The sequence below is a fragment of the Salinicola sp. RZ23 genome (genome assembly GCF_003206675.1).
Classification (GTDB): domain Bacteria; phylum Pseudomonadota; class Gammaproteobacteria; order Pseudomonadales; family Halomonadaceae; genus Salinicola; species Salinicola endophyticus.
This window is the reverse complement of sequence record NZ_PZJK01000015.1, coordinates 116,754-138,979: the sequence shown is the minus strand read 5'-3', so window position 1 is coordinate 138,979 and position 22,226 is coordinate 116,754. Positions and strand designations below refer to the sequence as shown.

At 65.8% G+C, this 22,226-nt stretch carries 15 protein-coding genes and 4 tRNA genes; 7 read left to right on the top strand and 12 right to left on the bottom strand.

Translation table 11 applies throughout. From position 1 onward, the window contains the following. Positions 1-130: 130 nt before the first annotated feature. From clpX to DOM67_RS15405, 7 genes are all read right to left on the bottom strand, one after another. Positions 131-1,423 carry an ATP-dependent Clp protease ATP-binding subunit ClpX gene (gene clpX / locus DOM67_RS15435; RefSeq protein ID WP_035471685.1) on the bottom strand — a complete coding sequence of 431 codons (1,293 nt, stop codon included), beginning with the start codon at positions 1,421-1,423 and terminating at the stop codon, positions 131-133. Positions 1,424-1,487: 64 nt separating this feature from the next. Continuing rightward, entirely contained in the window at positions 1,488-2,108 is a 621-nt protein-coding gene (gene clpP, locus DOM67_RS15430) for an ATP-dependent Clp endopeptidase proteolytic subunit ClpP (RefSeq protein WP_106420094.1), read from the bottom strand. Positions 2,109-2,233: 125 nt separating this feature from the next. Further along, entirely contained in the window at positions 2,234-3,589 is a 1,356-nt protein-coding gene (gene tig / locus DOM67_RS15425) for a trigger factor (protein WP_110677515.1), read from the bottom strand. A gap of 356 nt (positions 3,590-3,945) precedes the next feature. Further along, a tRNA-His gene (locus DOM67_RS15420) sits at positions 3,946-4,020 on the bottom strand. Positions 4,021-4,043: 23 nt separating this feature from the next. Further along, positions 4,044-4,118, bottom strand: a tRNA-His gene (locus tag DOM67_RS15415). 74 nt (positions 4,119-4,192) lie between these two features. Further along, positions 4,193-4,269: transfer RNA gene (locus DOM67_RS15410), tRNA-Arg, on the bottom strand. Positions 4,270-4,309: 40 nt separating this feature from the next. After that, a tRNA-Pro gene (locus DOM67_RS15405) sits at positions 4,310-4,386 on the bottom strand. Between the two features lie 273 nt (positions 4,387-4,659). Here DOM67_RS15405 and folD point away from each other — a divergent pair. Both folD and mtnN read left to right on the top strand, forming a co-directional pair. After that, positions 4,660-5,517 carry a bifunctional methylenetetrahydrofolate dehydrogenase/methenyltetrahydrofolate cyclohydrolase FolD gene (gene folD / locus DOM67_RS15400; protein ID WP_110677513.1) on the top strand — a complete coding sequence of 286 codons (858 nt, stop codon included), beginning with the start codon at positions 4,660-4,662 and terminating at the stop codon, positions 5,515-5,517. A 28-nt stretch (positions 5,518-5,545) separates the two neighbouring features. Continuing rightward, complete coding sequence (gene mtnN / locus DOM67_RS15395) at positions 5,546-6,250, top strand: 5'-methylthioadenosine/S-adenosylhomocysteine nucleosidase (protein WP_110677510.1); 705 nt, start codon at positions 5,546-5,548, stop codon at positions 6,248-6,250. A 190-nt stretch (positions 6,251-6,440) separates the two neighbouring features. On the opposite strand, the gene cysS is transcribed toward mtnN, so the two are convergent. Continuing rightward, on the bottom strand, positions 6,441-7,832 hold the full coding sequence (gene cysS / locus DOM67_RS15390; protein WP_110677993.1) for a cysteine--tRNA ligase: 1,392 nt from the start codon (positions 7,830-7,832) through the stop codon (positions 6,441-6,443). 5 nt (positions 7,833-7,837) lie between these two features. After that, on the bottom strand, positions 7,838-9,550 hold the full coding sequence (locus tag DOM67_RS15385; RefSeq protein WP_110677508.1) for a glutamine--tRNA ligase/YqeY domain fusion protein: 1,713 nt from the start codon (positions 9,548-9,550) through the stop codon (positions 7,838-7,840). 180 nt (positions 9,551-9,730) lie between these two features. Between DOM67_RS15385 and DOM67_RS15380 the strand changes: the two genes are divergently transcribed. Together DOM67_RS15380 and DOM67_RS15375 are read left to right on the top strand one after the other, a co-directional pair. Then, a complete protein-coding gene (locus DOM67_RS15380; RefSeq protein WP_110677506.1) occupies positions 9,731-10,222 on the top strand; it encodes a peptidylprolyl isomerase in 492 nt (163 codons plus the stop codon). A gap of 59 nt (positions 10,223-10,281) precedes the next feature. Continuing rightward, a complete protein-coding gene (locus tag DOM67_RS15375; protein WP_110677504.1) occupies positions 10,282-11,007 on the top strand; it encodes a UDP-2,3-diacylglucosamine diphosphatase in 726 nt (241 codons plus the stop codon). A 183-nt stretch (positions 11,008-11,190) separates the two neighbouring features. Here DOM67_RS15375 and DOM67_RS15370 read toward each other — a convergent pair whose 3' ends face one another. Further along, the gene (locus tag DOM67_RS15370) at positions 11,191-15,105 is read right to left on the bottom strand and encodes an AAA family ATPase (protein ID WP_110677502.1); all 3,915 of its coding nucleotides are present in this window, start codon (positions 15,103-15,105) and stop codon (positions 11,191-11,193) included. A 52-nt stretch (positions 15,106-15,157) separates the two neighbouring features. Then, complete coding sequence (locus DOM67_RS15365; RefSeq protein WP_110677501.1) at positions 15,158-15,799, bottom strand: tRNA-(ms[2]io[6]A)-hydroxylase; 642 nt, start codon at positions 15,797-15,799, stop codon at positions 15,158-15,160. A 303-nt stretch (positions 15,800-16,102) separates the two neighbouring features. Between DOM67_RS15365 and acnB the strand changes: the two genes are divergently transcribed. Beyond that, positions 16,103-18,706 (top strand): bifunctional aconitate hydratase 2/2-methylisocitrate dehydratase, encoded by a 2,604-nt coding sequence (acnB, locus tag DOM67_RS15360; protein WP_110677499.1) that lies wholly within the window; start codon positions 16,103-16,105, stop codon positions 18,704-18,706. Positions 18,707-18,820: 114 nt separating this feature from the next. Here acnB and DOM67_RS15355 read toward each other — a convergent pair whose 3' ends face one another. Next, positions 18,821-19,108 carry a hypothetical protein gene (locus tag DOM67_RS15355; protein ID WP_157958877.1) on the bottom strand — a complete coding sequence of 96 codons (288 nt, stop codon included), beginning with the start codon at positions 19,106-19,108 and terminating at the stop codon, positions 18,821-18,823. 249 nt (positions 19,109-19,357) lie between these two features. On the opposite strand from DOM67_RS15355, the gene DOM67_RS15350 reads away from it, so the two are divergent. Together DOM67_RS15350 and DOM67_RS15345 are read left to right on the top strand one after the other, a co-directional pair. Continuing rightward, the gene (locus DOM67_RS15350) at positions 19,358-19,948 is read left to right on the top strand and encodes an outer membrane beta-barrel protein (protein ID WP_110677495.1); all 591 of its coding nucleotides are present in this window, start codon (positions 19,358-19,360) and stop codon (positions 19,946-19,948) included. A 424-nt stretch (positions 19,949-20,372) separates the two neighbouring features. Then, positions 20,373-22,187, top strand: a complete 1,815-nt coding sequence (locus DOM67_RS15345; RefSeq protein WP_110677493.1) for a glycerophosphodiester phosphodiesterase — start codon at positions 20,373-20,375, stop codon at positions 22,185-22,187. Positions 22,188-22,226 lie beyond the last annotated feature (39 nt).

The window sequence follows — 22,226 nt, the reverse complement described above, 5'->3', positions numbered from 1 at the left end:
CGATGTCACGTCTTTGACATCAAAGGCGGCCTGCCAACACCGCTGGACGGCCGAGAGCGCTGCGGCCCCGACATGAAGAAGGGGCCCCTGAGGGCCCCTTCCCTGAGTCGAGACGTCAACGCGGGAGGCGTCAGCCGTCCTTGTTGGCGACCCGGCTCTCTTCCTGCTTGGAGTAGATCAGCAGCGGCTCGCTGTCACCCGAGATGACGGAACCATCGATCACCACCTTGGTCACGCCCTCCAGAGACGGCACGTCGTACATCGTCTCCAGCAGCACCGACTCGAGGATCGAGCGCAGACCACGGGCACCGGTCTTGCGCTCCATCGCCTTGTGGGCCACGGCGCGCAGCGCGTCCTCGCGGAAGTCGAGCTCGACACTTTCCATCTCGAACAGACGCGAGTACTGCTTGACCAGCGAGTTCTTGGGCTCGACCAGAATCTGGATCAGCGCCTCTTCGGTCAGCTCGGTGAGCGTGGCGATAACCGGGAGACGACCGACGAACTCGGGGATCAGGCCGAACTTGACCAGATCTTCGGGCTCGACATTGGCCAGCACATCACCAACGCCCTTGTCGCTCTCCTTGCTCTTGACCGTGGCGTTGAAGCCGATGCCACCCTTCTCGGCGCGATCGCGGATCACCTTGTCCAGGCCGGCGAAGGCACCGCCGACGATGAACAGGATATTGCCGGTATCGACCTGCAGAAACTCCTGCTGCGGGTGCTTGCGGCCACCCTGGGGCGGCACCGAGGCAGTAGTGCCCTCGATCAGCTTGAGCAGCGCCTGCTGGACCCCTTCCCCCGAGACGTCTCGGGTGATCGAAGGGTTGTCCGACTTGCGCGAGATCTTGTCGATCTCGTCGATGTAGACGATGCCGCGCTGCGCCTTCTCGACGTCGTAATCGCACTTCTGCAGCAGCTTCTGGATGATGTTCTCGACATCCTCGCCGACATACCCCGCCTCGGTGAGCGTGGTCGCATCGGCAATGGTGAACGGCACATTGAGCAGCCGCGCCAGCGTCTCCGCCAGCAGGGTCTTACCGCTACCGGTGGGGCCGATCAGCAGGATGTTCGACTTGCCCAGCTCGATGTCGTCGTTCTTGCCGCCACTCTTGCCGCCGCCACGCAGCCGCTTGTAGTGGTTGTAGACCGCCACCGACAGCACCATCTTGGCGCGATCCTGGCCGATGACATAGTCATCCAGCGTATTGCGGATCTCACGGGGTACCGGCAGGCGATCCTCATCGCTCTCGGCGTCGGCTTCCAGCACCTCTTCGCGGATGATGTCGTTGCACAGATCGACACACTCGTCACAGATGTAGACGGACGGCCCTGCGATCAGCTTGCGTACCTCATTCTGGTTCTTGCCGCAGAACGAGCAGTAGAGCAGCTTGCCGTTGTCGTCTTTGCCTTTACCGTCGGCCATTCGTGTACCTCGTCAGGACGGCGATGCCGAACATCGCCGTGTGAAACCTTGACTCAAAACGCTATCAGGATACCGGGCGCTTATCCAGCTTGGCGTCGATCAGCCCGTACTCGACGGCCTGGTCGCCGTCCATGAAATTGTCACGGTCGGTGTCCTGGGCAACCTTGTCGATATCCTGTCCGGTGTGATCGGCCAGAATCCGGTTGAGCTTGTGACGAATCGTCAGAATCTCCCGGGTATGGATCTCGATATCGGAAGCCTGCCCCTGATAGCCGCCCAGCGGCTGGTGGATCATCATGCGCGAGTGCGGCAGGCAGTAGCGCTTGCCCTTGGTACCCCCGGTCAACAGGAGTGCCCCCATGCTCGCCGCCTGACCGATACACACGGTCGACACGTCCGGCTTGATGAACTGCATGGTGTCGTAGATCGACATGCCCGCGGTGACCGAGCCACCAGGCGAGTTGATATAGAGGTGGATATCCTTGTCCGGATTCTCCGACTCCAGGAAGAGCAGCTGCGCCACCACCAGATTGGCCATGTAGTCTTCGACTTGGCCGACCAGGAAGATGACACGCTCCTTGAGCAGCCGGGAGTAGATGTCGTAAGACCGCTCGCCGCGTGCACTCTGCTCCACGACCATGGGAACCAGGCCGCCGGCATTACTGATGTCGAACTCGTTACGCATCGCGATTTCCTTGCATCTGGTGAGTGTCACACTCCTCTAGGCGGTGGCCGCGAAACCACGTTGCCGCCGCCAACCACCGCCGAGCCCCGACGTCTTGCCGGGGCCCGTCGCTTACCAAGCAGCGCTTATGCTTTGGAATCGCTCTCTTCACTCTCATCTTCATCGGCCGCATCGTCCGATTGTTGAGCGGCCTGCAGCACGTCTTCGTAGCTCATGCTGACGTCTTTAACCTGGGCCTGCTCCAGCAGCTTGTCAACGGCCTTCTCTTCGAGCACCGCGGACTTGATCTGGTTCTTGAGCTCGTCGTTCTTGAGATACTGCTCGACCACCTGCTCCGGCTGCTGGTACTGGGTCGCCAGTTCCTCGGCACGGGCACGGATCTCGTCATCACTCGCTTCGAGCTCGTTCTGCTTGATCACTTCGGCCAGCAGCAGGCCGATCTTGACCCGATTGCGCGCCTGATCGGCGAACAGCTCGTTGGGCAGCTGGCTGACGTCGAAATCTTCGCCCAGACCAAACTGCTGTGCTGCCTGACGCTTGAGACCATCGGTCTCCTGATCGATCAGCGACTGCGGCACGTCGACTTCGTTGGCCGCCTGCAGCGCCTCGAGCACCTGCTGCTTGACGCGGTTCTGCGTGGCCTGCTTGACCTCGCGCTGCATGTTGCTCTTGACCTCGGCACGGAACTTGTCGAAGTCACCGTCATCGACGCCGAACGCCTTGATGAACTCGGCATCGACTTCCGGCATCGTCTTGGCCGACACCTCGTGCACCTTGACCGCGAAAGTGGCTTCCTGACCGGCCAGATGCTCGGCCTGGTAATCTTCCGGGAAGGTCACTTGGATACGCTTCTCTTCACCCGCGCTGGCGCCCACGAGCTGCTCTTCGAAGCCCGGGATGAAACGGTTGGAGCCCAGCTCCAGCTCGTGCCCTTCGGCTTCGCCACCTTCGAACGGCTCGTCGCCGAGGAAGCCCTGGAAGTCGATCTTGACCTGATCGCCCATCTCGGCACCACGCTCGACCGGCTGGAACTCGGCGCGCTGGGTGCGCAGCGTCTCGATCATCTGATCGATGTCGGCTTCGGTGATCTCAGCCTGCGGACGCTCGACCTCGGTACCAGCGATGCTCTGAAGCTCGATCTCCGGATAGACTTCCAGCGTGGCCACGAACTCGAGATCCTTGCCGTCCTGGTTGACGGTCGGTTCGATCGAGGGATAGCCGGCCGGATTGAGGCTCTCTTCGGTGATGGCACGCACGTAGTGCTGGCGCATCAGCTCGCTGACCACCTCGTTGCGCACGTCCTGACCGAAACGCTGACGCACGACGGCCATCGGGATCTTGCCTTGACGAAAGCCATTCAGACGAACGCGCTTGGCGGTGTCTTGCAGACGAGCGGCGACGGCCTGATCGACCTCGCTCGCCGGCACCTGGACGGTGATGCGACGTTCGATCTGGGATGTCGTCTCAACGGAAACTTGCATAGATGATCCTCTACCGACGGGAGCGTTCTGTGATTGCAACTTCAAAAAATAAGGGAGAGATTCTATGAATCCCCATGCCTACTGGCAAGCAGACTTGCCGCCTACATTGGGCTGAAAAGCCCGAAAACCAAGGGGCAGCGACGAAAATCGCCAGAATAAAAGGACGACTAGTCGTCATCGACAGGCAAGCGTCGCCGCCAGACAGCCACGAAACCGGCGTGCGAGCCTCACGGTCACGACACGGACCACCCAAAGGCGTCGCCGTTCAGCCATCAGCGCTTACGTAGCGCAAACCCAAAGACAGCAGGAGCAAAACAGGAGAGGAAGAACCAGGAGGACATCCGAAAGAACAGAAATGGGGTGGATGATGGGGATCGAACCCACGACCACCGGAGCCACAATCCGGGGCTCTACCACTGAGCTACATCCACCATTTCTGAGTGCGTGTCGAAAGTGGGGTGGATGATGGGGATCGAACCCACGACCACCGGAGCCACAATCCGGGGCTCTACCACTGAGCTACATCCACCATCTCGACACTGACATCGCTTGGAACCACCACAACCCATTCAGCGTTTCACGACGTGAAAGCCATCCGGAGAGTGGCGCGCCCAGCAGGACTCGAACCTGCAACCTACGGCTTAGAAGGCCGTTGCTCTATCCGGTTGAGCTATAGGCGCATTCCAATACCGGCTGCCTGTTCATCGATCACCGACCTGCTGGTCGGGGTAGAGGGATTTGAACCCCCGACATCCTGCTCCCAAAGCAGGCGCGCTACCAGACTGCGCTATACCCCGTCGCCGGGCGACACGATCGATGACGCTACGAGCCCCTCGATGCGCTGCGTATTCTACGGATCATTTCTGTCGCGTCAAGCCCTTACGTGAATTTCAGACGATCCCGGGTCGCATCTGGCCTGCCCCACCGTCGCCCCAGTGACAGCCATCCTCAAAGCCTGCGTTGACTGGATCGGCTGGCGTGCGAAAATTGCCGCCTTCGCCGGCCTGGCCGAAGCCCCGCTTCGGCCAGAGAGACCGGCCGCTATTTCCGCCACTCAGAAAGGACAGTCGATGACCGCTCAGTTGATCGACGGCAAACGCATTGCCGGCGCCATCCGCGAACAGGTGACCACCGAGGTGGCCGAGCGCCTCCAGCTGGGACGCCGGCGCCCGGGCCTGGCGGTGATTCTGGTGGGCCACGACCCCGCCTCCGAGATCTACGTGAGCCACAAGCACCGCGCCTGCGAGAACGCCGGCATTCTCTCGTTCAGCCATCGTCTCGATGCCGCCATCAGCCAGCAGGCGCTGGAAGCGGTCATCGACGAGCTGAATGCGGACGAGACGGTCGACGGCATCCTGCTGCAGCTCCCGCTGCCCGAGCACCTGGACGCCAACCCCCTGCTCGAGCGTATCCGCCCGGACAAGGATGTCGACGGCTTCCACCCCTACAACCTGGGGCGCCTGGCCCAACGCATGCCGTTGCTGCGCCCGTGTACGCCCAAGGGCATCATGACGCTGCTCGAGCAGAGCGGTATCGAACTGCGCGGCCTCGAGGCGACCGTGGTCGGCGCCTCCAATATCGTCGGTCGGCCCATGGCACTGGAGCTGCTGCTGGCAGGCTGCACCACCACCGTGTGCCATCGCTTCACCCGCAGCCTGGAGGAGAAGGTCCGCCAAGCCGATCTACTGGTGGTGGCCGTGGGCAAGCCGGGTCTCATCGACGGCAACTGGATCAAGCCGGGCGCAGTGGTGATCGATGTCGGCATGAACCGCCACGACGACGGCAAGCTGGTCGGCGATGTCGACTTCGCCAACGCCGCCGAGCGTGCCAGCTTCATCACCCCGGTGCCCGGCGGGGTCGGCCCGATGACGGTCGCGACCCTGTTGCAGAACACCCTGCAGGCCGCCGAACTCCACGACGCCCACTGACCTTCGCCGCCACTCAAGGAATCCCGTGATGCAAACCATCGGCCTCATCGGCGCCATGGAGCAGGAAGTCACCCTGCTCGCCTCGCAGCTGGAAGACGCTCGCGTCGAACGTCACGCCGGCGCCACCTTTCACTGTGGCCGTCGCCACGGTGTCGAGATCGTGCTGCTGCAGTCGGGCATCGGCAAGGTCAATGCCGCTGTCGGCACTACCCAGATGATGAATCGCTTTCGCCCCGATGCGGTGATCAACACCGGCTCGGCAGGCGGCTTCGGCGCCGAGCTGGAGGTCGGCGATGTGGTCATCTCCAGCGAAGTGCGCCATCACGACGTCGATGTCACCGCCTTCGGCTACGCCCTGGGCCAGGTGCCGGGCATGCCGGCGGCGTTCGCCCCGGCGCCCGAGCTGGTCAGCGCCGCGCGCGCAAGCATCGAGAGCCTCGGCGAGCTGCGCGTGTTCGAGGGCCTGATCTGCACCGGCGACAGCTTCATGTCCGACCCGGCCCGGGTCGAGGGACTGCGGGCACACTTTCCCGAGATGCTGGCGATCGAGATGGAAGCGGCGGCGATCGCCCAGACCTGCCACCTCTTCGACTGCCCGTTCGTGGTCATTCGCGCGCTCTCGGATATCGCCGGCAAGTCCTCGCATCTCTCCTTCGACGCCTTCCTGGAGCGGGCGGCCACCCACTCGGCGCGGATGGTCGATGCCATTGTCGCGCGACTGGCGGCGCGCTGACACCACCGGAGAGAGCCAACCACGAAGCGCGGACTGTCGCGCATGAGAGCCGGGGCCACGCGCCCTGGACGTGACGAGGCCTGAAGACGACACCGCCTGCACATGACAGGCCCTGAAAACGCAGAGGCCCCGNNCGGGGCCTCTGCGTTACGGGTGCGGCAATGGCGCTCAGCCGCCGGCCGTCTGCGGGTTAATCACCGGCCGTCTCCAGGCTCCAACGGGTGCCCTCGCGGGAGTCCTTGAGCACGATACCCAGCGCCGCCAGCTCGTCGCGAATACGGTCGGCGGCGGCAAAATCGCGCTCGCGCTTGGCCTGTGCCCGCGCCTCGATACGCGCTTCGATCTCCGCCTCTGCCAGCGGCAGCGCCTGGGCGCCGGCCTTGAGAAATGCTGCCGGTTCGCGTTCGAGCAGACCCAGCATTCCGGCCAGCCGCTTGAGTTCGAACGCCAGCGCTGCGGCCCGCGGCATATCCGCATCGCGCAGGCGATTGACCTCGCGCACCAGTTCGAACAGCACCGACAGCGCCTCGGGGGTGTTGAAGTCGTCGTTCATCGCCGCGCTGAAACGCGCCGCATAGTCCGGCCCGACCTCGCCCTGGCAAGGCTTGATGCCATCCAGCGCGTGATAGAAGCGCTCCAGCGAGCGCCGCGCCTCGCCAAGGGAGGCCGGCGCGTAATTGATCGCGCTGCGATAGTGGCTGGCCACCAGCAAGTAGCGCACCACCTCCGCATCATGACTCTCGAGCACTTCGCGAATCGTGAAGAAGTTGCCCAGCGACTTGGACATCTTCTCCTGATCGACGCGCACCGCCCCGGCGTGCATCCACACATTGACATAGGGCTTGCCGGTGGCGGCCTCGCTCTGGGCGATCTCGTTCTCATGGTGGGGAAAGGTCAGATCCGGCCCGCCGCCATGAATGTCGAAGGTCTCGCCCAGGCAGCAGGTGGACATCGCCGAGCACTCGATGTGCCAGCCCGGACGCCCCTCGCTCCAGGGCGAGGGCCAACTTGCCTCGCCCGGCTTGGCCGCCTTCCACAGCACGAAGTCGAGCGGGTCCTCCTTGTGCGTATCGACCTCGACCCGCGCCCCGGCCCGCATCTCGTCCAGGTTGCGGTTGTTGAGCTTGCCGTAGGCGGCGAACCGACGCACGCGGTAGTAAACGTCACCGTTGTCCGCGGCATAGGCGTAACCGTTGTCGATCAGGCGCTGGATCATCGCCACGATCTCGCCGATATGGCCCGTGGCGCGGGGCTCCAGATCCGGGCGCAGTACGCCCAGGCGCGCCTCGTCTTCGTGCATTGCTGCGATCATGCGCTCGGTCAGTGCCGAGATCGGCTCGCCGTTCTCGTCGGCGCGCTTGAGAATCTTGTCGTCGATATCGGTGATATTGCGCACATAGGTCACGTCGAGCCCGGTCTGACGCAGCCAGCGGGTGATCACGTCGAAGGCCACCATCACCCGGGCGTGCCCCAGGTGGCAGTAGTCGTAGACCGTCATGCCGCAAACGTACATGCGCAGCTTGCCGGGCTCGATCGGTTCCAGCGGCGCCTTGCGCCGCGTCAGCGTGTTATAGACCTGCAGCTCGCTCATGCCGTCCCCTGCTGCTTCTGCTGAATCTTGGCCCAGGAGTCCTTGAGCCCGACCGTGCGATTGAACACCAGCTTGCCATCGCGACAAGCGTGGCGGTCGGCGCAGAAGTAGCCCACACGCTCGAACTGATAGCGCGCCTCGGGCGCCGCATCGGCCAGCGCCGGCTCGGCAATGCCGTGCACGGTGACCAGCGACTCGGGGTTGAGATGGTCGAGGAAGTCGGCATCCTTGTCGCGATCCGGCGCCTCGTCGAGAAACAGGTTGTCGTAGAGGCGCACTTCGACCGGCACGCCGTGCTCGGCGCTGACCCAGTGGATCACCCCTTTCACCTTGCGCCCCTCGGGATTCTTGCCCAGGGTCTCGAAGTCGACAGAGCAGTGCAGCGCCGTGATCTCGCCGCCATCGTCCTTGATCACTTCATCGCAGCGGATCACGTAGCCGTTGCGCAGACGCACTTCCTTGCCCGGCGCCAGCCGGAAGAACTTCTTCGGCGGCTCCTCCATGAAGTCGTCACGGTCGATCCAGATCTCGCGGGTCAGCGGCAGGCGCCGGGTCCCCATGTCATCGCGCGCCGGGTGCCCCGGCACCTCGAACACCTCGCCATGGTCGGCGGCGACATTGGTCAGCACCACCTTGAGCGGATTGAGCACGCACATCGCCCGCGGCGCGTTGTCCTCCAGGTCGGAGCGAATCGCAAAGTGCAGCATGGCGATATCGACCACATTGGCCGCCCGGCTGACCCCGGTCATGTCGCAGAACTTGCGCAGCGAGGTCGGCGTATAGCCGCGCCGGCGCAGCCCCGAGATGGTGGGCATGCGCGGATCGTCCCAGCCGTCCACCACCTGCTCGTCGACCAGCAGCTTGAGTTTGCGCTTGGAGGTCACGGTGTAGTTGACGTTCATCCGCGCGAACTCGGTCTGGCGCGGCTGCGACGGCACCGGCAGGTGCGCGAGGAACCACTCGTAGAGCGGGCGGTGATCCTCGAACTCGAGCGTGCACAGCGAATGGGTGATGCCCTCGATCGCATCCGACTGCCCATGGGCGAAGTCATAGGAGGGGTAGATCTTCCAGGCATCCCCGGTCTGGTGGTGATGGGCGTGGCGAATCCGATAGAGGATCGGGTCGCGCAGATTGATGTTGGGCGCGGCCATGTCGATCTTGGCCCGCAGCACCTTGGCGCCCTCGGCGAACTCGCCCACGCGCATACGCTCGAGCAGGTCCAGGTTCTCCTCCACCCCACGCTCGCGGTAGGGGCTCGGCCGGCCCGGCTCGGTCAGGGTGCCGCGGTACTCGCGGATCTCTTCCGGCGAGAGATCGTCGACATAGGCCAGACCTTCGCGCACCAGGTGCTGAGCCCAGGCATAGAGCTGGTCGAAGTAGCTAGAGGCATAGCGCACCTCACCGCTCCAGCGATAGCCGAGCCACTCGATATCCTCGCGAATGGCATCGATGTAGGCCTGCTCTTCCTTGGCCGGATTGGTGTCGTCGAAGCGCAGATGACAGTGGCCGCCGAACTGTTCCGCCAGACCGAAGTTGACCCAGATCGACTTGGCGTGGCCGATGTGCAGGAAGCCGTTGGGCTCCGGCGGGAAACGGGTCACGATCGTCTGGGCCTGCCCCGATTCGATCTCGTCACGAATCTGATTGCGCAGAAAATTCGGGGCTCCGTGCTGGGTATCGTCGTTCTCGACGCGACTCTCGACGCTCATGGAATGCAGACAACCTCTGTAATTCGTCGGACCGTGCAGTGACGGCGCTGGTGAAGGCAGGTTAACACGCGTGACGGGCGGTTTCTCCCGCCCGCGCAAAGCGGCTATTATAGCGCGACGCGCGGTCCCGGCGCCAAGCCAGCGCCGGCCCGGAACACGCCCTTTCGCTCAGGAAATATCATGATCGTTCTGCACACCAATCACGGCATCATCAAACTCGAGCTGGACGCCGACAAGGCGCCCAAGACGGCGGCCAATTTCGAGCAGTACGTCCGCGACGGCCACTACGATGGCACCCTGTTCCACCGTGTGATCGATGGCTTCATGGTCCAGGGCGGCGGCTTTGACACCGATTTCGAGCAGAAAGCGACACGGGCGCCGATCGAGAACGAAGCCGACAACGGCCTCACCAACCAGAAGGGCAGCGTTGCCATGGCGCGTACCCAGGACCCGCACTCGGCCAGCGCGCAGTTCTTCATCAACGTCTCCGACAACGACTTCCTCAACCACCGCGACAAGAGCCTGCCGGGCTGGGGCTACTGCGTGTTCGGTCACGTCGTCGAAGGTATGGACGTGGTCGAGCGCATCCGTCAGGTGGCCACCGGGCGCCGCGGCATGCACAGCGACGTGCCGGTCGAAGATGTCATCATCGAACGCGCCGAAGTTGTCTGAACGGCCACCGTTCGCCGCCCCCTAACGCCTTACCGACCGCCACAGCCATCGAGTCCGCCATGCAACTGCTGATCGCCGACCTTCATCTGCAACCCGACCAGCCCGAGATCGCCCAGGGTTTCATCGACTACCTGCGCGGCCCCGCCCGCGAGGCGTCGGCGCTGACCATTCTCGGAGACCTGTTCGAAGCCTGGATCGGCGATGACTACCGCGGCGAGTTCGAGCAGCACATCATCGCCGAACTGCGCGCCTGCCACGACGCCGGCACGCGACTCGCCTTCATGCACGGCAATCGTGACTTCCTGATCGGTGAAGCCTTCGCCGCCGACAGCGGCTGCGCCCTGCTCGAAGACCCCACCGTGGTGGAACTGGGCGGCCAACGCGCGCTGCTGATGCACGGTGACAGCCTGTGCACCGGCGACAGCGCCTATATGGCCTTCCGCCGCCAGGCCCGCGACCCGGCGTGGCAAGCACAGATCCTGGCGCTGCCGGTGGAGGAGCGCCTGGCGCTGGCGCGCAAGCTGCGCCAGCAGTCCGGCGAGGCCAACTCCAACAAGGCCGAGGACATCATGGATGTGACCCCGGCGGCGGTGGTCGACACGCTGCGCGAGCATGAATCGCGGCTGCTGATCCACGGCCACACCCACCGCCCGGCGGTGCACGAGCTGGAGGTCGACGGCGAGCGCGCCCAGCGCTACGTCATCGGCGACTGGCGGCCGAATCAGGGCTGGCAGCTGAGAGTCGAGGGCGACAGCCTGACACTGGAGTCGTTTGCCCTGGCCTGAACCTGCCCTTCCCTCAAGCTGCCCCGCCTGAGCCCGCCCACGGGCGGCGGGGCCAGCGGTTCCCCAGCGCCAACTTCCTGGCGCACCGTTTATCTTGCGACGCCGCTACCTAAGCCGCGGAGCACTTGCCTATCCCGCTGTGTCACCTCCCCGGAGGCGCGCCTCTTGCCGGCCATCCGCGTATCAGCCATGCCGCGCCCGGGTCGAGGCGGCCCGGCGGCCACGTCGGGGGCGCTGCGGCGGACGCGCGTCGGCGCTGACGTTGTCCAGCAGCGTGCGCCAGCGAATCAGTACCGGCGCATCGGAGAGCGCGACCTCGCCCAGGCGATAGCGCAGCGCCTGCTGGCTCTCGGCATCGTCGGGATTCACCAGCGTCAGCCACAGCGCCAGGCTGTGCAGTTCGAGGTGGGCACAGCTGGCTTCTTCCGCCCAGGTTCTCGCCTCGGCGATCAGCGCCTCGATCTCGGCCAGCGGCCGGCCCTGACGATGCTGGATCCGCGCCATCTGCAGCAGCAGCTGCGGCAGCATGGTCGAGCGGTTGTCACGGGCCTGCTCCAGACACGGCAGCAGGTAGTGCGCCGCACGCTCGAGCTGATCGAGCGCCAGACAGGCATCGCCGTACCATAGCGAGGCGCGCTGGTGGCGGGCCCGGCCGGTGAGTTCGATCAACCGCTCGACCCCCGCCTCGACCTGATCCAGCCCGGCCGTATCACCCGCCAGCGCCTGCCCCCAGCCGAGCACGCAGAGCGCCTCCAGATGCCAGCGCTGCAGATCCCGCGAGCGGGTCATCTCGAAAGCACGCTGGCCGCGCTCCAGGGCCAGATGGACATGCCCCAACTGACGGTAGAGAGAGGCGGCGAAGATCAGCGCCATGGCCAGCGACGCCGGGTGGCGAATGCTCTCCGCCAGCCGGATCGACGCCTCCATCTGCTGTTCGGCGCGACGGTAATCGCCGCGCAGGCAGAGCGCCCAGCTCTGGTAGCAGCTGGCCGCCACCTGCGGGTGATCGGAGTAAGGCAGCCACTCGAGCACCATCGGCTGGTGCAGTGGATCGATCTGCTCCAGATGCTCGAAGGCCCGCCCTACCTGCCCGCTCCAGTACTCGCCATAGGCGCGGGCATAGAGCGCCAGGCGACGGTAGCGCGGGTCGTCGATCCGCTGCGCCAGCTCGCGCAGGTGCTCGGCCAGGGCGTCGGCATCGCGGTTGGCGTAACGCTGGCTGGCGCCGACCCAGAGCCCCCAGGTGACCAGGAAGGCCTGATCCTCGGCACCCTCCTCCTGGGCGGGGCCATCGCGCCACAGCTGCTGCGCCTCGATGAAGCACGCCTGGGCCGGACGCGAACCATGCCCTTCCAGCGCGTAGTAGGCCTGACCCTGCACCGTCAGCAGGCTGATACGCCTTTCGGCCGCCCCGCCCACGCCACGAGCCAGACAGCCCAGTCCGGCTTCGGCCAGGCGCAGTGCGGTGCGATTGGCGCTGGCGCGCAGGGCGCCACGCGCCGCCATCTCGAAGTAGCGTGCGCCGCGACCCGGGTCACCGCTGCGCTGCAGGTGTTCGGCGAAATCGCCGGGATGGCGGCTGATCCAGGCCGGGCGCTGGGACTCGATCAGCGCTACCAGGCGGCCGTGCAGGGTCACGCGCACATCCTGGGGGCAAGACAGATAGGCGGCCTCGTGCAACAGCGGGTGGGTGAACTGGAAATCGAAGGGGGCGGCCTCGCACGGCTCGATGATCTCGAGCCGGCGCATCTGCTCGAGTGCCGCCCGCAGCGCCGCATCAGTCGTGTCGAGACACGCCCTGAGCAGCGCGGTCTCGAACTGGCGTCCGCACACCGCCGCCATGTGCGCCACACTGCGATCCTGGTGCAGTTGATCGATACGACTGGCGAGCAAGCCGAGCAGCCCGCGCGGCAAGGCGGCGGCATCGAGGGTGCGCCCCTCCCGGCGATCGATCTCGAGCCAGCGGCAGATCTCCTGCAGATAGAGGGGCACGCCCTCGCAGCGCGCGATCAGCTGCTCGCGCAGTGACGGATCCAGCGTCAGGCAGTGGCGCCGGGCGAGCACGTCGAGCATCTCGGCCGACTGCTCGGCCCCCAGGCGACCGAGCGCGATCTGCTGGTCCCAGTTGAGCCGGATCGAGGGCATCTCGCGGTTCTGATGCGAGGCCAGCAGCAGCAGCGAGGAGTGGATCGGCAAGCGCACCTGCAGGTTGTAAAGCACCTTGAGTGAAGGCTCGTCGAGCCACTGCAGATCGTCGATGATCATCACCAGCGGCCGGCGCGTCGCGGTCAACCGCAGGATCAACGACTGGGTCAGATGGCTGACCAACTCCACCGCCTCCTCCGCCGCCTCGCGGCTGGTGACTTCACGCACCAGCACGTCGAGCAGCAGGCGGCGCCGCTCGACGCCGATCTTGGCCAGGGTCGGCGTGGCATCGATCAACGCCTCCAGGCTGGCGAGCGCCGGCTCTGCGCCGAGATGCCAGCGCAGTAGCGACTGCACCACCGCATAGGGCGTCTGGCTCGACAGCCGTGTGGTCTGGCGCCAGAACAGCGCGACGTCCTCGTGCTGCAGACATTCGCGGAAACGAATCATCAGCGCCGACTTGCCGATCCCGGTATCGCCCAGCACCAGAAGGCTCTGACGCAGCCCCAGCGCCACTCGGGCCAGGGCGTCACGCAGCTGGCGCAACTCGGCATCGCGCCCCAGCAGGCTCGGCACTCGGGCCACCCGTCCGCCGTCGCCGGACGCCAACGCCAGGGCGCGCCGCACGACCCGCCCATCGGCGCTCAGCAGACGCGGCGTCAGCCGCGCCTGCAGATCGAACGCCGGCGGCAGGTGCTGGCTGGCATTGAGCGAAATCATCAGCTCCCCCGGCTCGGCCATCGCCAGCATCGCCAGCGCGACCTGGGTGACGTCGCCGAGCGGATCGATGGTGCGGCGCTCCGGCAGCCAGATCACCCGGCCGCTATCCAGTCCCGCACAGAGGGTAAAGGCGGGCGGCGGCACACTGCCCTCCCAGCACGCCGCGACCTGCGCCGAGAGCCCCTGCTGACAGTGATCGTAGAGCGCCACCAGCTCGGCCAATTGGTGTGTCGGGCCGTGGGTGGCGAAGCAGGCCAGCCCTACCCCGCTACCCACCGCCGCCTGCCAGAAGCCGCCGAGCTGATGACACTGGGTCTCCAACCAGCGGAACAGCTGATCCTGCAGGGTCAGGCAGGCCAGCGCCTCACCGATATCGTTGCCGCTCTCCGGTGGCTTGAGTGCGATCGCCATGATCGCCACCTGACGAAAGTCGATCTCTGCCGCCGAGTAGCCGGCCATCGGGGCCGCGGGAGCCGGCGGCGGCACCGCACGCTCCGCCGCCGGGATGGCGTCCGACCAGTCGCCGGCGAACTGCAGGAAGCCGGCGCTGGGCTGCTCGCCGGAGAGCGCCAGCTGACGCAGCAGGGAGTGGAAGCACTCACGTGCGGCGGCCACCTGACCATGACCGGCGAGGCAGCGGATCAGCTGCTCCTGGAACGCCGCATGCTCGGGAAAGCGCGTCACCAGCACCCGCAGTAGCGCCTCGGGCAGCGTCCGTACCTTGGCCAGGGTACGCTCGGCGTAATCGATCACCCGGTCACGCCAGTCGCCGCGCGCCTGCGTCAGCCAGTGGCTGAAGGCCTGGCACTGGGGCAGCGCCAGCTCCGCCACCAGCTCGCCGCGGTAGTCATTCAAGAGCTTCTCGAGCCGTGCGACATCCGGCGCCAGCGCGAGCTCACGCTCGATCTCGCGCAGGTCCCATGCCACCGACGTCGGCGGCACGCAGGCGATGGTCTGGCGGGTGACCGTCAGCGACGCCGCGCCACACTCACCCAGGGCGTGACGCAGCGAGTGCAGCGCATGGCGCAGGTTGGTCCGCGCGGATTTGAGGCTCTGGTCCGGCCACAGCAGCGCCGCCAGCTGCGCGCGGCTGACCGGACCGTGCTGCAGCAGCAGATAGACCAGCAGCGCCTTGACCTTGTCGTAGCTGAACTGGGTCAGCGTAGTGGCATCCTGGCGCAGGCCGAACTGCCCGAACAGGGTCAGGGTCGTGGTAGCGGATGGCCGAGTCATGCATCTCCTCGAAGGGGCCCAGCGCCGCGCCCGCGGCTGGCGTCAGCCGCCGTCATACCGCGGCCGGCACTCCGCTATGGAAGCGAAAGTGGGTGTCCGTGTCCTCGATCAGGGCACGCTCATGGGCGGAGAAACAGGCAATCCGTTCCGCCACCGCCGGCGCGCCGGCATAGCGCTGGGCAAGGCCGATATAGTCCTCGAAATGGCGCCCTTCCGAGCGCACCAGCGAGCGATAGAACTTGGCCAACTGCGCGTCGAGCCGCGGGATCAGCCGCGCAAAGCGCTCGCACGAGCGTGCCTCGATGAAGGCGCCGACGATCAGGATGTCGATCAGTCGCTGCGGCTCGTCGCGCGCCACGTGACGCCGCAGCCCCTCGGCGTAGCGTGACGCCTGCAGATGGCTATAGTCGACCCCCCGCTCCTGCATGATCGCCACCACCTGCTCGAAGTGCAGGAGCTCCTCCCGCGCCAGCTGCGACATCTTGGTCAACAGCTCCGGGCGATCGACATAGCGGAACATCAGGCTCATGGCGGTGGAGGCCGCCTTCTTCTCGCACTGGGCATGGTCGATCAGCAGCAGTGCCGGATTGGCGAGCGCCGCCTCGATCCAGCTCTCGGGGGTCGCGCAGGGCAGGAACTCGAGCAGCTCCCGCGGCAGCGTGGCGTCGGTCTCGGTAGCGGTATAAGCGGTCATGGCGATGTCGTCCGTGGGCAATCTCGGGCGGCCTCATGTTAGGGAAAGCCTGCGCAAATGTCTCCACGTACACCGTCGTCGGCGCGGCGAGCCCCGTCACGGGCCGGCGCGTCACCCGCCGAGCGGCGCCATGGCGGGGCTTGCGCGCCTCGCCTTAACATTGTCGACAGTTTCACGTAGACTGCGCAGCGCCCACCGCAGCCGGTCGTTTGCCGCCGCCCTCCCCACCGCTCCCGGCGGGGCCGTCGCGCGCTGCCACCGCCGCTCTCGCTGCGGGCTCTGACATTAGATGAGGGTTCAACCGTGCTCGAAGCTTACCGCCAACATGTCGAGGAGCGCGCCCAGGAAGGCGTGCCGCCGAAACCGTTGACCGCCGAAATGACCGTCCAACTGGTCGAGCTGCTCAAGCAGCCGCCCGCCGGTGAAGAGGCATTTCTCCTCGAACTGATCACCGATCGCGTACCGCCCGGTGTCGACGAGGCCGCCTACGTCAAGGCCGGCTTCCTCACCGCCATCGCCAAGGGCGAGGCGACCTCGCCGCTGATCGACAAGATCCACGCGGTCAAGCTGCTGGGCACCATGCAGGGCGGCTACAACATCGCCACCCTGGTCGAGCTGCTCGACGACAGCGAGCTGGCCCAGGAAGTGGGCGAGCAGCTCAAGCACACCCTGCTGATGTTCGATGCCTTCCACGATGTCGCCGAGCGGGCCAAGAACGGCAACGCCGTGGCCCAGAGCGTGCTCGAGTCGTGGGCCGAGGCCGAGTGGTTCCTGGCCAAGCCGGCGCTGGCCGACAAGATCAGCATCGCGGTGTTCAAGGTGCCCGGCGAGACCAACACCGACGACCTGTCGCCGGCGCCGGACGCCTGGTCGCGCCCCGATATCCCGCTGCACGCCAACGCCATGCTCAAGAACCCGCGCGACGGCATCGAGCCGGAAGTGCCGGGCAGCAAGGGCCCGCTGGCACAGATCGAAGCGGTCAAGGCCAAGGGCTTCCCGGTCGCCTACGTGGGCGACGTGGTGGGCACCGGCTCCTCGCGCAAGTCGGCGACCAACTCGGTGCTGTGGTTCTTCGGTGACGACATCCCCCACGTCCCCAACAAGCGGGCCGGCGGCTTCTGCTTCGGCGGCAAGATCGCACCGATCTTCTTCAACACCATGGAAGACGCAGGCGCCCTGCCGATCGAGATGGATGTCGACAAGCTCGAGATGGGCGACGTCATCGACGTCTATCCGTATGAAGGCAAGGTGACCCGCCACGACAGCGATGAGGTCATCTCCACCTTCGCGCTCAAGACCCAGGTGATCCTCGACGAAGTGCGTGCCGGCGGCCGCATTCCGCTGATCATCGGCCGCGGCCTTACCGAGAAGGCGCGCGACGAGCTCGGCCTGCCCGCCTCCGACGTGTTCCGCAAGCCGGAGCAGCCGGTCGATACCGGCAAAGGTTTCACCCTGGCCCAGAAGATGGTCGGCAAGGCGTGCAACCTCGAGGGCGTGCGTCCGGGCATGTACTGCGAGCCGAAGATGACCACGGTCGGCTCCCAGGACACCACCGGTCCGATGACCCGCGACGAGCTCAAGGATCTGGCGTGTCTCGGCTTCCAGGCCGATCTGGTGATGCAGTCCTTCTGCCACACCGCCGCCTATCCCAAGCCGGTCGACGTCGAGACCCACCACACCCTGCCGGACTTCATCCAGAACCGCGGCGGCGTGTCGCTGCGTCCGGGTGACGGCATCATCCACTCCTGGCTCAACCGCATGCTGCTGCCCGACACCGTGGGCACCGGCGGCGACTCCCACACCCGCTTCCCGCTGGGCGTGTCGTTCCCGGCGGGCTCCGGCCTGGTCGCCTTCGCCGCGGCCACCGGGGTGATGCCTCTGGACATGCCGGAGTCGGTGCTGGTGCGCTTCAAGGGCAAGCGTCAGCCGGGTATCACCCTGCGTGACCTGGTCCATGCGATCCCCTACTACGCGATCCAGCAGGGGCACCTGACGGTCGCCAAGTCGGGCAAGAAGAACATCTTCTCCGGGCGCATTCTGGAGATCGAAGGTCTCGAGGATCTCACCGCCGAGCAGGCCTTCGAACTCTCCGACGCCTCCGCCGAGCGTAGCGCCGCAGGCTGTACCATCACCCTCTCCGAGGAGAGCGTGACCGAGTACCTGACCTCCAATATCACCCTGCTCAAGTGGATGATCAGCGCCGGCTACGGCGACGCCCGCACCCTGGAGCGTCGTATTCAGGGCATGGAAGCATGGCTGGCAGATCCCAGCCTGATGCGCGCCGACGCCGACGCCGAGTACGCCGCGGTGATCGAGATCGACATGAGCGAGCTCGACCAGCCGGTGCTCTGCGCCCCCAACGACCCGGACGACGCGCGTCTGCTCTCCGAGGTTGCCGGCGAGAAGATCGACGAGGTCTTCATCGGCTCGTGCATGACCAACATCGGCCACTTCCGCGCCGCCGGCAAGCTGCTCGAGAAGCAGCCTGCGGGGAGCCTGAAGACGCGCCTGTGGCTTGCGCCGCCGACCAAGATGGACCAACATCAGCTGACCGAGGAGGGCTACTACGGCATCTACGGCAAAGCCGGTGCCCGCATGGAGATGCCGGGTTGCTCGCTGTGCATGGGTAACCAGGCACGTGTGGCGCCGAAGTCGACCGTGGTTTCCACCTCGACCCGTAACTTCCCCAACCGTCTCGGTGACGGCGCCGATGTCTATCTGGCATCGGCAGAGCTCGCGGCGATTGCCGCCGTCGAGGGCCGCCTGCCGACGGTCGAGGAGTACAAAGCGACCATGGGTGAGTTCGATGCGATGGCGGGCGAGATCTACCGCTATCTGAACTTCCATGAGATCGAGGACTTCCAGAAAGCGGCCGCTACCGTCATTCCGGTCGCCCAGGAAGCCTGATACGACTCTTCCGATGCTCGCAGCTTCATGAAGAGGCTACCGAAACGCCCCGCACCGCGCGGGGCGTTTTTTATGCGCAGTCGCCGCCGCCAGAACGCAACCCCCGGTGTGTGATCAGGGCGTCAGCAGCCCTTCGATGCCGTGGCACCAACGTGCCTGCCAGACGTGGGCAGCGGGCGCGGCGCGCTCGATCGCGCTGCGCTCCGCCGGCGTGGCGTAGACGAGGTAGTCGACCTCGAAGCGGTGGCACAGCGAGAACACCTCGCTGGGGTAATAGAGTCGCACGCCCTCGACCTCGGTGGCGTGCTGCCACGGCGCCTCGGTGACCATGGCGATCACCGCGTGAGTCGCGCTGAGGTCACGCAACCAGCCGTAGTGGCGTGACTCGCAGCCACACAGCACGACACGCCGTGGGCGACGGCGGCCTGGCAGACGACCGGCGGCCAGGCATCGCAGCGTGTCGAGGGGGCGAAAGAAGTCGATGACGGCAGCGCCTCGTCGCGGGTGGATGACCGCCCCATTGTCACGCGCCTACGCGCCGGCGACAAACCGGACGACGCAGGGCCGCACCGGGCTTGCGCCGGGACGGGTAGCAAATTAGAGTTTTTAGATAAAAGAACAGCGTTCATCAACGGGATGGAGATGGAAAACATGAAGATCAATACCTGGCTGGCACTCCCGCTGGCGCTGTCGCCGATGCTGCTGGCGCCTGCCGCCCAGGCCGCCAACGCCGACGGCCTGTATGTCGGTATCGGCGGTGGCTACGGCAAGGTGACCAGTAGCGACAGCGATGTCGGCCACTTCACCGGTGCCAGCGGCGGCGGCTACCATGTGGACGACGACGACAGCGTCTACAAGGCGTTCGTGGGCTACGAGTACAACCCGTACTTTGCCACCGAGGCGTTCTACGCCGACCTGGGCAAACCCAACATCATCCGCGGCGGCAACGTGGTCGACCTCAAGACCCGCGCCTACGGCCTGAACCTGATCGGCAAATATCCGCTGCCCGCCGGCTTCGAGGTGTTCGCCAAGGCCGGTATGGCGAAGTGGAACGTCGATGCCCGGGGCGATCTAGGCGCAGGCTCGAACCTCGACGACAACGACGGCATCGATCCGGTCTACGGCGCCGGTATCCAGTACCACTACCAGCATCTGCTGCTGCGTACCGAGTACGAGCGCTACGACTTCGACAGCGACTACAAGGTCGACGCCTACACAGCTTCGGTGGGCTGGCAGTTCTGACCCAGAGCCATTGCGCTACCGAGGCCGCCTGCGGGCGGCCTTGGCGTTTCCCGCGGATGACAATTCCTTTCGGACAGGGGAATCACTTGTGCGACTTGGGAACGCTGAATAAATCGCCGAACGAGATGAAGGGCAAGGCGCCCGGAGCGCAGACTCGCAGCAACGCGTAGAGAACGCCCGCAGGGCGGCCCGTCAGGGCAAGTTGCCGAAGGCAACGCGTCAAGCGAGACATAACATGGGGTCAGGCGAGCTTTCGACCGGACTGGCGTCCCAGTACCGCGTAACGCAGCCATACGCTGGGGACGCCGATTCCGTGCAGGTATTTATGCAGCGATTCCCTTGCGCCGATGACACTTTGAAGACAAGACTGACAGGGTCACAAGGAAGATGACCCCACACTGACCAGGACGTCGACGACCGCGACATGCTTGCCCCTCGCCCGCTGATCAAGGACATCACGCGCCAGATCGCCGTACACTGGCGCGCGCTCATCGCCTTTCATCTCTTTTTCACCCTGCTGGCCACTGCGCTCTGGGTGCCGCTCTCCGCAGGCACCCTGGCCGGACTGCTGAAGCGTATCGGCCAGCCGGTGCTCAGCAACGGCCAGATCGTCGATATCGCGCTCTCCGCCTGGGGCCTGTTATGGCTGCTGGCGGCCCTGGGCCTGAGCTTTCTGCTGATCTTCCTGCAGCAGGCGGGGATGATGCGCGTGGTCTCCAGCCGCCACGGCGGGCGCTATCGGGTCGCCATGGGCGCCCTCTGGCATGTGCTACGGCGCTTCCCGGCGCTGGCCGCGCTGGCCTTTCTCCAGGTCGGTGCGCATCTGCTGCTGGCGACCCCGTTCGCCCTCGGCGTGGCCCATCTCTATGCCTGGCTGCTGGGGGACACCGAACCCTATGTACTGCTTCGCGTGCTGCCCGTGGCGCTGTGGCAGTTCCTCGCTCTGGCGCTGCCGCTGCTGCTGGTCTGGGCACTGCTCGCCGGTACGCTCTATCTGCGCTGGTTCCTCGCCCTGCCGGCACTCGTGCTGGAGGAGCTGGGGCCGATGGCGGCGCTCACCCGCAGCCGTCACTTGACCCGCCAGCGGCGCTGGCGCATGGCGCTGCTGGTGCTCGCCATGGCGCTATCGGTGGCAGTGATCCCGATCGCCTTCAGCCTGCTGTTCAACGCCCTCGGCGGACCGCTGCTGGGGCACCTGCCCGAGCGTGCGAGCGTACTGATCCCCGCCATGCTCGCCTACCTGGCGCTCTATATCGTGGCCACCATCGCCCTCACCTTCCTCGGCGTCAGCGCCAACAGCCTGCTGGTCACCACCCTGTTCCAGCGCGCCAGCGGGCGCACGCCGGTACTCGACAGCGAACCCGCACCGCGCCGCTCGGGGGTGATCGCCTGGGGCGCGGAGATTCTGGTCCTGGCGTTCGCGCTGCTTCAGGCGGGATGGATTCTCCAGGGTTTCGAGATCAACGACACGGTCAGTATCACCGCCCATCGCGGCGCCTCGCATCAGGCCCCGGAGAACACCCTGGCAGCGCTGGAGGGGGCCATCGACGCCGGTGCCGACTACATGGAGCTGGACGTGCGCCTGAGCGGCGATGACCAGGTGATCGTCGCCCACGACGACAACCTGCGCCGACTCACCGGCATCGATCGCCGCTTGAGCGAGATGACCCTCGACGAGATTGCCCAGGTCGACGTCGGTGCCTGGTTCGGCGATGCCTTCATCGGCGAGCGCATCCCCACCTTTGCCGCGCTGCTGGCGCGCGCCCGCGGACGTATCGATCTCTATGTCGAGCTCAAGCCGGCGCCGCGCAGCGCCGACGCCCTGGCCCGCCAGGTGATCGCCCAGCTCCGCGCCAGCGACATGGCCGATCACGTGGTGATCGCGTCGCTCTCGCCGTCGGTGGTAGCGCGGGTCAAGCAGCTGGCGCCGGACATCCGCACCACGCTGTTCCTGCAGTTCCTTCTGCCCGGGGCCCTGGCGGAGACCCCCGCCGACATCATCGGCCTGCGCCATACCCAGGCCAACCCCAGCCTGCTGCGGACGCTGCACGGCAGCGGCCGCGGCGTGGCAGTGTGGACGGTGAATAACCCCGGCGCCATGTCACGCTATATCGACATGGGGGTCGACAACATCATCACCGACCGCCCCGAAGCGCTCAGCGCTCTGCTCGCCGAGCGCCGCGACATGTCCGATGGCGAACTGCTGCTGGTCAAGCTGCGCAATTGGCTAAGATCTTGAAAAAGAAGATGCGTAAAAACATGCTCGTGAACGCCATGA